The organism is Campylobacter sp. 2018MI01, from assembly GCF_018501205.1.
Lineage (GTDB): Bacteria > Campylobacterota > Campylobacteria > Campylobacterales > Campylobacteraceae > Campylobacter_E.
The window spans coordinates 1-13,046 of the sequence record NZ_JAHCZE010000006.1; the positions used below are offsets into that span (position 1 = coordinate 1).

Genomic DNA, 13,046 nt, shown 5'->3' on the forward strand with positions numbered 1-13,046 from the left:
TAGGTATATTTGATAAAGAATTTAAATGTATTAGTGCTAATAAAGAACTAAGAAATTTATTAAATACTCAAAATGTACCTAAGATATATTTAAAAGACTTGTTAGCAAAAGAACAAGATAAAATTATTGCAAATATATTAGATGGCAAAACTTGTTCTATTAAGGATATTGTTTATTTAAAAGACTTTAATAACATATTGCATCCTAATAAATTAAGCTATGTTGTAACTAAGAATTCTTTAGGTGAGAATTTATATTGTTTAATTTTTAGACAAGAATACGACCCAGCAGAATTGGATAATTTTGTTGTATTTTGTAAAAATAGAATTGTAAATAATGAGAATTTAGATATTTTGTATTGCGAATATTACTATAAAGTAATTGGCAATAGAATTAACAATAATGAATCTTTTGATAATTTAGATTTTGATAAATTCTTAAATAATATTAGAAATTTTGATTTTACTAATGAAGAATTGGCTATTAAAGCAGATTATATGAGTAGATTAGTATCTTTAGTGAAAGAAAAAAATAGAGATAAAATTATGCAAATGTATGAAAACGGAAATAATATTTTTATAGGAGATATATATGAGCAAAGCTGACATATTAGTAGGTATTCAGTGGGGAGATGAAGGTAAAGGCAAAGTTGTAGATAAATTATGCGCTAACTATGATTTTGTATGTAGGAGTGCAGGAGGACACAACGCAGGTCATACTATTTGGGTTGATGGAGTTCGTTATGCTTTACATTTATTACCTAGTGGTATTTTGCATCATCGTTGTAAAAATGTAATAGGAAATGGGGTTGTATTAAATCCTGAAGTTTTAATTACAGAAATGGCTCAATTTGATAATTTAGAAGGTAGATTATTTATTAGCGATAGAGCTCATCTTAATTTAAGCTATCATGCACAAATTGATATTGCTAAAGAAAAATTTAAAGGTGATAATGCAATAGGAACGACTGGTAAAGGAATAGGACCTTGCTACGCTGATAAGATTTCAAGAAGCGGGCATAGAGTAAGTGAGTTGCTTGAACCTGAAAAACTTTGTAATGCAATTTTGAAAGATTTTGTGATAAATAAACCATATTTTGATACTTTAGGTGTAAATGCTCCTGATGCAAATGAGCTTTTAGCTAATCTTAAAAGATATAAAGAAATGTTAGCGCCATTTATTTGTGATACTACAAGACTTATATGGAAAGCTTTAGATGAAGATAAAAAAGTCTTATTAGAGGGTGCTCAAGGTAGTTTATTAGATATTGACCACGGAACCTATCCTTATGTAACTAGCTCAACAACTATTGCTGCAGGAGCTTTAAGTGGTTTAGGATTAAGCCCTTATGAAGCAGGCAAATCAATAGGAATAGTAAAAGCTTATACTACAAGAGTTGGACACGGACCTTTCCCTACAGAAGATAAAACAGAGCAGGGCGAAAGAATAGGCGAAATAGGAAAAGAAATAGGTGTTAGCACAGGTAGAAAAAGACGCTGCGGATGGTTTGATGCAGTAGCTGTAAGATATACTGCTAGATTAAACGGGCTTAGCGAACTTGCTTTAATGAAATTAGATGTTTTAGAAAATTTTGATAGCATTAAGATTTGTAAAGCATATGAATATAAGGGCGAAATAATTGATTATGTTCCAGCTGATTTAGAAAATGTAAAACCAATTTATGAAAGTGTTGATGGCTTTGGTAAAATTTATGGAATTAGAAGATACGATGATTTACCTGTAAATGCGAAAAAATATATCTCAAAAATTGAAGAATTAGTTGGTGTAAAAATAAAAATGATTTCTACTTCTCCTGAGCGTGAAGATACAATCATTTTATGAAATTTAAACAAATATTAAGTGTAAAAAAGCAAGCTTTACAAAATGCAGAGCTTGCTTTAAATAAAGCAAAACTTAAAAAAACTGCAATTGAACAAGAATTTGAATTAGTAAAAAAAGAATTAGACACATATCCAGAACCAAAAACTATACTTGAAATAAAATTAGCAAATGAAGCGATTTTTTTTAATTTAAATAAACAAAAAGAATTACTAGAAAAAATTGGTTTATGTGAAAAAGAGATAGTGCATTTTACTCATTTGTATAAAAAAGCTTCGCTAGATTATGAGAAAATAAAATACTTACACGATGAAGAAATTAATAAAAAGAAAAAAGAATTTGAAAAAAAACAAGCATTAGAGTTAGATGAAATTGCAACAATGAGATTTTTTGCAGCTAATCAAGATATAAATTAAGTTTAAGGTTTTTAGTAAGATATTTGATAAATTATTAAAAAAGGCTGTAAATCAAAAATAGCTTTATTTTAGATATACAACCGATATTCAAAAGAATATAATTAAAGCAATTGTTAATAATAAAGATAAATATAGTAATATTTTTTTATACGGAAGAAGAAAAAACGAAGTATTAAGCCTTAAGTGGAAAGATATAGATTTTATAAATGAAAGCTATATAATACGCTCCGAAAATTGTAAAATCTCGAAAACTATGGAATATTCTTTAACCCCTTTATTAAAATATAGATTAAAAGAGCATTATAAAAATACTCTATTTAACTCACCTAAAGATTATGTATTCACAAACCCAGATACGGCAAATAAATATATAGATTTGCGTAGAGCTTGGAATAACTTTTTAAATAAAAACAATTTACCAAAAATGAGACTTCACGACATAAGGCATTTAATAGGAACTTATGCTATTAATCATTTAGGACTTAGTATGGAAAGCGTAATGCTTACACTAGGACACGCTAACATTACTACTACTCATCATTATTTAACACGCAATAAAAACCTTTCAAAAATGGTAATTAATAGCATTTTAGAAAGTATCATTATTCCTAATAATAATGATGATTTACAGAAAGCCGAGTAAATAAAAAAACTTCAATTGGGGTTATTAGGGGTTTACCCCTAATTAACAACGAACACGCCAAAGCGTGTGAGTGGAAGCATTGAAAAACGAAGTTTTTCACACTCTACCTATTCTAACGCATAAAAACGCCCTTTATTTCAAAAATCTACTAAAAACAATGATAACTCTTTCTTATCAGCCCTTAATAACTTTAAGCTTAATTACGCTTATTTAAAAGCTATATCTTAGAGTTTATAAAATATAATGCTAAATTATATAAAAAGAGCAATAAAGGGCGTGAGTTATGGCGGGGGGCTTTAGCCCAACGCCGTAACGAACCCCGCCTTGTCTTATTTATACAAATTTGCGAGATTTTAAAAATTCGCCCCTTAAATGCCTATCACATAGGCATTTCAACCTTATTAAGTTTCACTTAAGAAAAGCAATAAACCAACATAAAAAAACAACATTTTCAAAGTAAAATAAAACTAAACTATTTTAAGAATTTTTTAAGTTCAAAGATGTTAAAATTATAAACATTTATATAAAAAAGAAGTCTGATAAAGATTTATATATTAAATAAGTATTCTAATTATGCTAAAATGGTTGCGAAAGAGGGATTTGAACCCCCGTCCTTCGGGTTATGAGCCCGACGAGCTAACCACTGCTCTATTTCGCGACAAAAAAAGTGGATGGGGTAAAGGGATTCGAACCCCTGAATGACAGGACCAAAACCTGTTGCCTTACCGCTTGGCGATACCCCAATGCAAATTAAAAGCGTGATTATATATCAAAAAAATATATTTGTCAAGTAAAATTTTTAAAAAAATAATTTTTACTTATTTTTTTGTATTTCTAAACATTTATATATTATTTTTACATACACTTAATTAAAATAATTATTAAAAGGAAAAATATGTCTTTTGTTAGTATAGAAGAAGGTATAAAAGAATTAAAAAAAGGAAATATGTTGATAATGCTAGATGCTGAAGATAGGGAGAATGAAGGTGATTTGATTTTTCCAGCAGAATTTAGCACACCAGAAAAGGTGAATTTCACATTAACACATGCTAGGGGCGTTGTTTGTGTAGCACTAGATAAAAAAATTGCAGAGCATTTTGAATTACCGCTAATGGTTCCTAAAAATACTTCTAATCATGAAACGGCATTTACTATTACGGTGGATATTAAAACGGCAAGTACAGGTGTTAGTTCTAGCGAAAGAGATGCTACTATAAAATTATTTGCAAATAAAAATGCAGTTGCAAGTGATTTTGTAAGACCTGGTCATATTAATCCGTTAATAGCAAAAGATGGCGGTGTATTAGTTAGAACAGGGCATACGGAAGGAACGGTTGATATGTGTAAATTAGCTGGTCTTACTCCTGCTTGTGTAATTTGTGAAATTATGAATCCTGATGGAACAATGGCTAGGCGTGATGATTTAATAGAATTTGGCAAAAAGCACAATATAAAATTAGTAACTATTGAAGACTTAATCAAGTATAGATTACAAAATGAAAGCTTAGTATCAAAAATTAGTGAAGAAAAAACTAAATTACTATGTAAAGATGTTAAAAAGATTGTATATAAAGATTTTTTAGGAGATATTCACACTATTTTTGCTTTTGCAGGTAAAAATGAAAAAAGTCTGATTAAGTTTTATAAGAGCTCTAAAGATATTAATATTTTAAATGCTACTAAATTAGAAGAAACTTTAAAATCAATAGATGATTTAAGTAAAGAAGGTGGTATGTTAGTATTTATGGAAGGCTTAAAAAGTGATGATAAAAATTATGGCATAGGAGCACAGATTTTAAAAGATTTAGGTATTAATAAGTTTAAATTTTTAGGCAATCAAGAACAATTTGCAGCTTTAAGTGGCTTTGGCTTAATTATTGAATAATTAAAATATTTAGAATTTGAAATTAAATAATTGATTTCAAATTCTATTTTAAAACTTACTTATTTAAACCCAAAACCTTGCAGTATTCACAATACACACAACTAACAGAACGCTTAGCACATACTAAAGGAATATTTCTTTTTTTAGCTTGACTTTTTATTTTTTTCATAGTGTTATGATTTAAAAAACTTGTAAGCATAACAACACAGCCAGTATCTTGTGGAATGCTTTGACGATTTACTCTATTTTCATTTCTAGCATCCCAATGAGTGATTGTTTTTGCACCTAAGTCATGTAAAACTGCTTTAATAGGGGTAATCTCATCTGCACCAATAACCAAAACTGACATAAAACTCTCCTTAAAAATAATTTTGAGTATGATACTCAATTAACCTTTAAAGAAACTGATAATTATTATAAATTTCTAATAATTATATTAACTTACATTTTTATACAATGGTTTTAGGCTTTCATATGCGATATTTATTTCTTCAAATTTTTCTTTTAAAACTCTTTTTACTTCTTCACTTTTTTCCGAGTGAAAATCAGGATGATAAACTTTACTTAACTTAAGATATTTATTCCTTACAACATCAAAACTAGCTCCTACTTCCACTCCTAATGTTTTAAAATGTTCTTCTAAAAGCATACAAACATTTAAAAACCTATTGTCTTTTTTCAGCTCATTTTTAATTTCTTTTTTAAATTGCAAATAAGCCAATTCGCTTAGACTAAAGCTTACGCAGTAATTTAAATGCTCGTTGCAAGCACATAGTTTATCTAATAAACTTAAGGTATTTTCATCTTTATAAGTGATGATAAATTTAGTTTTTAATATTTTTATATCGTGCTCTTTAAAATAATTAGAAAGATAAATTATTAAATTTTTTTCAAGATTTGAGAAATTTAAAATTATATCTTTTCTCATAAAATCAAGCTTACAATTTATCATTGCTTTTAGGCTATTTACACTTACTAGATTTAGTTTAAATTTTTTATAATATGCGGTATTTATATTTTGAAGTTGTTCGTTATTGTATTTTTTATTCAATATTGATAGTAATTTTAAAAAATATCTTCTTTGTGGAATTTCATTTTCAACATAAAATGATATTAATTTGCTTTTCTTTCCGATATTTTGTGAAAAATTTTTATTAATTATTTCTTTCATTTCTTTAAAAAATGAAAAATCTTGAGTATTTATACTAATTGATTCTAAATTCTGTACAACTTGCATTTATAACCTTTATTAAGTTTTTTATAAATAAGCAATTTGTATTCCAAATATAATTGTAGTGATTTTCAAAAGAACTTTTGCAAAAGGAAATAATATTAATTTTCCTTTTGCAATGTAGAATTTAAATAGCGATTAATACATATACTATTGCTGCAATAATTGTTGGTATTGCATTTCTTTTAGCTAGTTCAATTGGATTAACCTTCGCATAAGTCGCACATATAATAGCAGCTCCTGCAATAGGGCTCATACTTCTTCCAAGTCCAGCTACAGCAGTTACAACAGAGCCAAGGTGCATAGGGTCTAGTCCGATATCTGCTGCTTTTATCGTTACAGCTTGATTAAATGCTATTCCGGCAGCATCTCCGCTACCTGTTATTAAGGCTAGGGCAAAAGTTCCAACAGAACCTATGAAAGTTGCAATATTTGGGTTTGATTTCATAAAATCAATTAATTGTTGAACAAATCCCATAGCTTCAAGCCCTGCAACGAATATCCCCGCACAAATAATGATTCCATATACATGTGAAAATCCTTCACCCATACCAGCACAAAATTTCTTCATAACTTCACCAGCTTTTACATCTTTAAAGCAAGTAATAAATGCTAATAATGAGCCAATAATCATTGCATGACCAATGCCAACTTTTGGAACTTTAAGTGCAAAAGTAGCTTCATACCATTCTTTAAAATGCGAATTGCTAAGAACTAAAAGTATAGCAACAGGAACAATTGGAACAATAGCTTTTATAGGATTGATTTTGAAATCTTTATCATCATTGCTTTCATCTTCAAGAACATAACCTTTATATTCTTTTAAAAGTAAGCCAACAATCATCAATCCAAAAGCACAAATTACAGCACTTACTCCAAAATAAAACGCTTCATAATGAATTACTTCCATTACATTTACTTTACTAACTTCAGCGACTATATTTGTCTGATGATAACCAGGGTTTAAGTTTGCGCTTCCATAAGTTCCTAATAAAACGGTTGAAGCAGCAAGTGCAGGATGAACCCCCATTCTCATAAGTAGCGGGATAATAACCGCACCAACAGCAGCAGAGCAACCAGCAGCAGAAGTTACTGAAATATTAATAAATGCAGTGATTAATACAGCTCCAGGAACTAGAAAAATACCTGCATATTTTAATACTTTTGACAAAGCATGAACTAAATGCTTATCGCAAGTTGTAAGTTTTAAAACATAAGCAAAACCCATAGCAGCAACTATTGGTTCAATAATGTTTGCCTTTTTTATCGCTTTAGTAAAAGCTTCTAGTGCGTCCATTGGAGCACCTGCAATAATACATAAAACAACACCACTTGTAAAAAGAACCATTCTTGATTCGTGGCGTTTAATTAAAAGTGTAATAGTAACAATTACTACTATTAACGCTAGTGCAATTTTAAGAATTGCAAAACTTTCCATATTTTCTCCTTAAATTAAGTAATAAAAATTAAAATTAATTTTCATTTATTCTAACTGAAAGTTGTTAATTTGATATAAATTATAAAAATGATAAAGCAATAATTAAAATATATTTAATATAAATATTAAATACTATTAAAATAATTATTGTAATTGCTCTTCTATAATTTTTTTATATTTTAATAATTCTGTTGTTATTAAATCCTTTTTTTCATCATTTATATGAAATTTCAAGATAGTAACACTAATTGCGGCAAATATTTGTTGGTTTTTATAAATAGGCACAGCAAAACAAGAAAAATCATCATCATATTCTCCATATTCATAAGAATAACCTAGATTTTTACAATACTGAATATTGTCGTATAAATCATTTATATTATTGATTGTTCTTGCAGTATTTTGTTCTAGAATTTGTTTTTTGAAAATACTTTTTAATTCATTTAAATTCTTATCAAACAATAATGCTTTACCAAGAGCAGTTGCGTTAGCATTGGCTACATCTCCAGCTTTTGTCTTTAGAATAATTTTTTCATTACCTTCACTTTTATGTAAGTAAATTACTTTTTTACCATTTAAAATCCCTAATTGCACGGCTAATCTTATTTTTTTAGCTAGCTCATCCATATAATAAATTATAATTTTTGTAGATTTCCTTTGTTCTAGCTCTGGATTTAGACAAAAAGATAATTTGTAATTTTTATTATCAAAACTTAAATAATCTAATTCACAAAGTGTTTTTAAAATAGGATGAAGAGTTCCCACACTGATTTTACATTCTTTTGAAATTTGTGTTATGTTAAGACCTTCATCACAATTTTTTAAAGTCTCTAAAATTTTAATAACCCTTAAAGTTGGTTGATGTAAAGTATCCAAGATTTTTCCTATTTATGTAAGATATTTTAATATATTAGATATTTCTTAATTATCTCTTAAAATTACAAGTTTTTTAGCTTAGTATTATTATTTAGTTTTTAAAAGAATTTAAACTAATAATATACATTATTGTTTAAATAGGAATATGTTGTATTCCTATTTAAAATGGTCTTATAATCATTGCAGTAATTATACCTATCATTATTATAGTAGGCACTTCGTTATAAGCTCTAAAAAATTTACCACTTTTTTTACAGGTATCATTTTTTAGTTGTTTAAGGTATCTTAAGCAATCAAAATGATAAATCAGTAGTAGAACAACACACAATAATTTAAGATGAAAATAACCAAGTTTCATCAAGGTTGAATTAGCACTAATCATTAAAATTCCAGTAAGTAGTGTAATTATCATAGAAGGTTGTCCTATAAAATAAAACAATTTATCTTCTTGAATTTTTACAACTTCAACAAATTCTTTTTTATGTGAATGTTCTTGATGATATACATAAAGGCGTGGCAAATAAAACAAAGTCGCCATCCAAGAAATAAACGCTAAGTAATGAAGCCATTTTATCCAATCATAATTGTTAGCTAGAAATTCCATTTTTCTTCCTTTTCTTAAAAATTTCTTTTAAAATTATTATAATAACGCCAAGGTTAATACACACATCAGCAATATTAAAAACAGCGAAGTTAAACCAATAATGCCAAGCTATAAAATCAATAACTCCAGGATATAAAAACCTATCATAAACATTGCTTATGCCCCCGGCTAATATGAATGATAGGGCATAATAATTATCGTTTAGGAATTTTTTTTCTTTAATTAAAAGTATTCCAGCAATTATAAGCAACATTATTTGAATATATTTTAGATATTCTTGTAAAAAACTTAGCATTGAAAAAGCAACCCCATCATTAAAAACTAAATAAAAACTAATAGGGGTAAAATGCCATTCATAACCTGCTAAAAATATATTTTTACTAAGTCTATCTAAGATTATTACAATGGCTATTATAAGACTTGAGATGATAATTTTTTTTCTCATACTAGCACACTTTGAAAGTATTTTATACATTCATTTTCCATATTTTTTAAGGTTTTTTCGTTTTCACATTCAAGTAATATTCTCATTAAATTTTCAGTTCCTGAATATCTAAATAAATAATTCACATTATTTTTATTTAATTTTTCATATAAGTTATCTATGCCTTCTAATTTATCTAAAGGTTTTTTTTCTGTGATTTTTAGGTTTGTTAAGCTTTGTGGAAATAATTTAATTTCGCTAAAAATCTCGCTAGCTTTTTTATTTAATAATAATTTTGCTACTTGAAGTGCTGCTACTATGCCATCACCAGTTTTTGCGTAATCGCTAAAAATTATATGTCCGCTTTGCTCTCCACCAAAATTATAATTTTTATCTTGCATTGCGTGTAGAATATATTTATCTCCAACATCGGTTGTAACATAAGAAATATCGTGTTTTTTAAGATAATTTAAAAATCCCATATTGCTCATTTTACTAATTGCAACACCGTTTAAATTATTATTATCTTTTAAAGCTTTTGCTAAAACCCCTAATAAAATATCTCCATTAATGATTTCTCCATTTTCATCAACTACAACCAATCTATCAGCATCTCCATCAAAAGCAAACCCAACATCAGCTCTTAATCTTTTTACTTCTTTAGCTAACATATTTGGATGAAGTGCTCCACAATTATCATTAATATTTATTCCATTTGGCTCACAAGCTAATGTTATAACATCAGCTCCTAATTCAGAAAAGACAGCAGGCGCAACCTTGTAAGCCGCTCCATTTGCACAATCTAACACAATTCTAAGGTTTTTTAAGGTTGTATCTTTTGGAAAAGAATTTTTAATATGAACTATATATCTACCTATTACATCATCAATTCTTTTTGCAGAGCCGATTTTATCCTTTATTACAAGATGCGAATTAATTAAATTATCATCATTAAATATTTTATCTATTTCAAATTCTTCGCTTTCGCTTAATTTAAATCCATTAGCATCAAATACTTTAATACCATTATCATAATAAGGATTATGAGAGGCACTTATCATAATAGCAAAATCACATCTTAAATCTTGACTTAAAAAAGCAACAGCAGGTGTAGGCATAGGGCCAATTTGCAATACATTAAAACCTACTGCATTAAGACCACTAACGATTGCATTTTCTATCATATAACCACTTCTTCTAGTATCTTTTCCAACTATTACTTTTTTTGTTAATGCTTTATTTTTAAAAAAAATTCCAATAGCCATAGCAGCTTTAAGAGCTTTAAAAGCACTTAAATCATTACCTGCAAAACCTCTAATTCCATCTGTTCCAAATATCATTTTTTTGCCTTTCAGTATGATTTTAATTTTGAATTAAGATTATTTTAACAAAACTTTACTAAAATCAGTCTTTTAAAAATTTTTACGAAGGAATTTTTTATGGCAAATCATAAATCATCAGAAAAAAGAGCTAGACAAACAATTAAAAAAACTATTAGAAACAGATTCTATAGAACAAGACTTAAAAACATTACTCGTGCAGTTCGTGAAGCAGCAGCAGCTAATGATAATGAAGCAGCAGCAGCAGCTTTAAAAGTAGCTAATAAAAAAATTCACGAAATGGTAAGCCGTGGTTTTATTAAAAAACAAACAGCTTCAAGAAAAGTAAGTCGTTTAGCACTTTTAGTAAATAAAATTGGTGCATAATTTTTAATGCTAGCAAGCAAACTTGAACCTTTCTTAAAACGCTATGAAGAAATTCAAGCGTTTTTAAGTAATATTGAAAATACTACAGATTTAGCAAAAGTTACAGCCTTATCAAAAGAACAAAAAAGTTTAGAAGATATAGTTGAGGTTGCTAAAAAATATTTAAATACGCTAGATTCAATTGAAGAAAATAAAACTTTATTGCAAGACCCTGATTTAGGTGATTTAGCTAAAGAAGAATTAAAAGAATTAGAAGAATTAAAACCTAAATTAGAAGAAGAAATAAAAATACTTTTATTACCAAAAGACCCAAATGATGATAAGAATATTTTCTTAGAAATTAGAGCTGGAACTGGTGGAGATGAAGCTGCTTTATTTGTCGGAGATTTATTTAAAGCTTATGCGAGATATGCTGAAGATAAAAATTATAAAATAGAAGTAGTTAGTCAAAGTGAAGGCAGTGCAGGTGGATTTAAGGAGATTATTTTATTAATTAAAGGTGATAAAGCTTATTCAAGATTAAAATACGAAGGTGGCACACACAGAGTTCAAAGAGTTCCTGCTACAGAATCTCAAGGCAGAGTTCATACAAGTGCTATAACCGTTGCAGTTATGCCTGAAGTAGAAGATAGTGATATTGAAATAAATCCAAATGATTTAAAAATTGATGTAATGAGAAGTAGTGGTCATGGTGGTCAGAGTGTAAATACTACTGATTCTGCAGTTAGAATTACTCATATTCCAACAGGTTTAGTTGTTGTTAATCAAGATGGTAAAAGTCAGCATAAAAATAAAGAAAGTGCTTTAAAAGTTTTAAAAGCAAGGCTTTATGAAATGCAAGAGCAAGAAAGATTAGCAAAAGAGCGAGAGAGTAGAAAATCTCAAGTTGGAAGTGGAGATAGAAGTGAAAGAATTAGAACTTATAATTATCCACAAAATAGAATAAGTGATCACAGAATAAATCTTACTTTACACAGATTAGACATAATTATGCAAGATGGTTTGTTAGATGAAATCATTGAACCACTAATAGCTCACTATCAATCAGAGGCTTTAAACGAAGCTAATTTATGAAAAAAATAATTTTAAGCATACTTGTTGTTGTATTAACAACTAGTGTGTTTTTGTATGATAATTATCAACAAGAACAAAGAAACATAATCAAGCAAAAACAAGAAATAGATTATCTAGTAAAATTACTTGAAAAATTATATATAGCAGCTAAGGTGGAATGTTCAAGTTATACTGAATGTTTTATAGAAAATGGAGTTTTTAAATATTTTAAATTCTCTAATATTTATATTAAAAACAGAGTTGCATTTTATAATTTTTTACAATTACTTGAAAAGGATTTTAAAGATTTAAAATACTCTTTTATAGAAAAGAATAATTTAGAATATTATTTTGATAAAAATAAATATTATTTTGATGATACTAGCTTGTTTAATATGAGTTCAGAATTTGAATTTAATGTTGATAATCTGAAGTTTAATGACAATGTAAAAGATGATTTAGCATTTTTATCTTGGTATTTAAATAAAACTGCTTATAAATCTATTCTTGATATGTTAAATGATATTAGTATAGATTTTAGAGTAAAATATAGCGTTGTAAATAATGCAATTGATTATTCTAAAATAGCGACTAATTTACAAATCAATCTTTCAAATACAAGTAAAATTAGTTTTAAAATAAGAAATAAAAAAATTGAGTTTAAGATTGAAAATTTTGATTTAATTAAAATTATTTTTATAGAATTTAAAGAAATCATAAAACCATTTTTAAAAAATAATGAAAATATTATATTTTTTGAAAGTTTATTTACTCATTATGATGAAATAATTAACCCTAAAATTAAATCAGTAACTTTTTTGATTGACAATATTTACAATACTAAAAATGTCCTATTTTCTAGCACTTACAAACTTGAATCAAATTAACATTTATTTATAAGCTTTGAGTAAAATTGAAACACAAATTCTAT

The 13,046-nt window shown here is 27.4% G+C and carries 15 protein-coding genes and 2 tRNA genes; 8 read left to right on the forward strand and 9 right to left on the reverse strand.

Annotation, left to right across the window (positions count from 1 at the left end; translation table 11 throughout):
• From KJQ97_RS02095 to KJQ97_RS02110, 4 genes are all read left to right on the forward strand, one after another.
• A partial coding sequence (locus tag KJQ97_RS02095) for a hypothetical protein (protein ID WP_214119804.1) occupies window positions 1-605 on the forward strand: 605 nt, incomplete at its 5' end.
• Window positions 592-1,842 carry an adenylosuccinate synthase gene (locus tag KJQ97_RS02100; protein WP_214117184.1) on the forward strand — a complete coding sequence of 417 codons (1,251 nt, stop codon included), beginning with the start codon at window positions 592-594 and terminating at the stop codon, window positions 1,840-1,842. The genes KJQ97_RS02095 and KJQ97_RS02100, both read left to right, overlap by 14 nt.
• Complete coding sequence (locus KJQ97_RS02105; protein WP_214119805.1) at window positions 1,839-2,255, forward strand: flagellar FliJ family protein; 417 nt, start codon at window positions 1,839-1,841, stop codon at window positions 2,253-2,255. The genes KJQ97_RS02100 and KJQ97_RS02105 overlap by 4 nt, the downstream gene beginning before the upstream one ends.
• A gap of 139 nt (window positions 2,256-2,394) precedes the next feature.
• Window positions 2,395-2,898 carry a tyrosine-type recombinase/integrase gene (locus tag KJQ97_RS02110; protein ID WP_350028217.1) on the forward strand — a complete coding sequence of 168 codons (504 nt, stop codon included), beginning with the start codon at window positions 2,395-2,397 and terminating at the stop codon, window positions 2,896-2,898.
• Between the two features lie 582 nt (window positions 2,899-3,480).
• On the opposite strand, the gene KJQ97_RS02115 is transcribed toward KJQ97_RS02110, so the two are convergent.
• Both KJQ97_RS02115 and KJQ97_RS02120 read right to left on the reverse strand, forming a co-directional pair.
• Window positions 3,481-3,556: transfer RNA gene (locus KJQ97_RS02115), tRNA-Met, on the reverse strand.
• A 10-nt stretch (window positions 3,557-3,566) separates the two neighbouring features.
• Window positions 3,567-3,641: transfer RNA gene (locus tag KJQ97_RS02120), tRNA-Gln, on the reverse strand.
• Between the two features lie 152 nt (window positions 3,642-3,793).
• Between KJQ97_RS02120 and KJQ97_RS02125 the strand changes: the two genes are divergently transcribed.
• Window positions 3,794-4,783, forward strand: coding sequence for a bifunctional 3,4-dihydroxy-2-butanone 4-phosphate synthase/GTP cyclohydrolase II (locus KJQ97_RS02125; protein WP_214117180.1), 990 nt, complete (start codon window positions 3,794-3,796; stop codon window positions 4,781-4,783).
• A 55-nt stretch (window positions 4,784-4,838) separates the two neighbouring features.
• Here the strand turns inward: KJQ97_RS02125 and KJQ97_RS02130 are convergent, their stop codons facing one another.
• The 7 genes from KJQ97_RS02130 to glmM form a co-directional block, all read right to left on the reverse strand.
• Window positions 4,839-5,132 carry a DUF2325 domain-containing protein gene (locus tag KJQ97_RS02130; protein WP_214117178.1) on the reverse strand — a complete coding sequence of 98 codons (294 nt, stop codon included), beginning with the start codon at window positions 5,130-5,132 and terminating at the stop codon, window positions 4,839-4,841.
• An 87-nt stretch (window positions 5,133-5,219) separates the two neighbouring features.
• On the reverse strand, window positions 5,220-6,020 hold the full coding sequence (locus KJQ97_RS02135; protein ID WP_214117176.1) for an adenylosuccinate lyase: 801 nt from the start codon (window positions 6,018-6,020) through the stop codon (window positions 5,220-5,222).
• 121 nt (window positions 6,021-6,141) lie between these two features.
• Window positions 6,142-7,452, reverse strand: a complete 1,311-nt coding sequence (gene dcuC, locus KJQ97_RS02140; RefSeq protein WP_214117164.1) for a C4-dicarboxylate transporter DcuC — start codon at window positions 7,450-7,452, stop codon at window positions 6,142-6,144.
• A 144-nt stretch (window positions 7,453-7,596) separates the two neighbouring features.
• Window positions 7,597-8,328 (reverse strand): IclR family transcriptional regulator, encoded by a 732-nt coding sequence (locus tag KJQ97_RS02145; RefSeq protein ID WP_214117161.1) that lies wholly within the window; start codon window positions 8,326-8,328, stop codon window positions 7,597-7,599.
• Window positions 8,329-8,488: 160 nt separating this feature from the next.
• Complete coding sequence (hemJ, locus tag KJQ97_RS02150; RefSeq protein ID WP_214117160.1) at window positions 8,489-8,932, reverse strand: protoporphyrinogen oxidase HemJ; 444 nt, start codon at window positions 8,930-8,932, stop codon at window positions 8,489-8,491.
• Window positions 8,916-9,407: a signal peptidase II gene (lspA, locus tag KJQ97_RS02155; protein WP_214119806.1), complete on the reverse strand. Its 492-nt coding sequence runs from the start codon at window positions 9,405-9,407 to the stop codon at window positions 8,916-8,918. Before lspA ends, hemJ begins: the two co-directional genes overlap by 17 nt.
• Entirely contained in the window at window positions 9,374-10,696 is a 1,323-nt protein-coding gene (glmM, locus tag KJQ97_RS02160; protein WP_214119807.1) for a phosphoglucosamine mutase, read from the reverse strand. Before glmM ends, lspA begins: the two co-directional genes overlap by 34 nt.
• Window positions 10,697-10,795: 99 nt before the next feature.
• Between glmM and rpsT the strand changes: the two genes are divergently transcribed.
• From rpsT to KJQ97_RS02175, 3 genes are read left to right on the forward strand one after another with little or no spacing between them, the layout of a single operon-like run.
• Window positions 10,796-11,062: a 30S ribosomal protein S20 gene (gene rpsT / locus KJQ97_RS02165; RefSeq protein ID WP_214117154.1), complete on the forward strand. Its 267-nt coding sequence runs from the start codon at window positions 10,796-10,798 to the stop codon at window positions 11,060-11,062.
• A 6-nt stretch (window positions 11,063-11,068) separates the two neighbouring features.
• Window positions 11,069-12,136 (forward strand): peptide chain release factor 1, encoded by a 1,068-nt coding sequence (gene prfA / locus KJQ97_RS02170; RefSeq protein ID WP_214117152.1) that lies wholly within the window; start codon window positions 11,069-11,071, stop codon window positions 12,134-12,136.
• Window positions 12,133-13,002, forward strand: a complete 870-nt coding sequence (locus KJQ97_RS02175) for a hypothetical protein (protein WP_214117149.1) — start codon at window positions 12,133-12,135, stop codon at window positions 13,000-13,002. The genes prfA and KJQ97_RS02175 overlap by 4 nt, the downstream gene beginning before the upstream one ends.
• Window positions 13,003-13,046 lie beyond the last annotated feature (44 nt).

Excerpts from the sequence above, each read along its gene's own strand:
- lspA (WP_214119806.1), bottom strand. The coding sequence starts at position 9,407 with ATGTATAAAATACTTTCAAAGTGTGCTAGTATGAGAAAAAAAATTATC.
- hemJ (WP_214117160.1), bottom strand. The coding sequence starts at position 8,932 with ATGGAATTTCTAGCTAACAATTATGATTGGATAAAATGGCTTCATTAC.
- rpsT (WP_214117154.1), top strand. The coding sequence starts at position 10,796 with ATGGCAAATCATAAATCATCAGAAAAAAGAGCTAGACAAACAATTAAA.
- KJQ97_RS02100 (WP_214117184.1), top strand. The coding sequence starts at position 592 with ATGAGCAAAGCTGACATATTAGTAGGTATTCAGTGGGGAGATGAAGGT.
- KJQ97_RS02175 (WP_214117149.1), top strand. The coding sequence starts at position 12,133 with ATGAAAAAAATAATTTTAAGCATACTTGTTGTTGTATTAACAACTAGT.
- KJQ97_RS02135 (WP_214117176.1), bottom strand. The coding sequence starts at position 6,020 with ATGCAAGTTGTACAGAATTTAGAATCAATTAGTATAAATACTCAAGAT.
- dcuC (WP_214117164.1), bottom strand. The coding sequence starts at position 7,452 with ATGGAAAGTTTTGCAATTCTTAAAATTGCACTAGCGTTAATAGTAGTA.
- KJQ97_RS02125 (WP_214117180.1), top strand. The coding sequence starts at position 3,794 with ATGTCTTTTGTTAGTATAGAAGAAGGTATAAAAGAATTAAAAAAAGGA.
- KJQ97_RS02105 (WP_214119805.1), top strand. The coding sequence starts at position 1,839 with ATGAAATTTAAACAAATATTAAGTGTAAAAAAGCAAGCTTTACAAAAT.
- KJQ97_RS02130 (WP_214117178.1), bottom strand. The coding sequence starts at position 5,132 with ATGTCAGTTTTGGTTATTGGTGCAGATGAGATTACCCCTATTAAAGCA.
- prfA (WP_214117152.1), top strand. The coding sequence starts at position 11,069 with ATGCTAGCAAGCAAACTTGAACCTTTCTTAAAACGCTATGAAGAAATT.
- glmM (WP_214119807.1), bottom strand. The coding sequence starts at position 10,696 with ATGATATTTGGAACAGATGGAATTAGAGGTTTTGCAGGTAATGATTTA.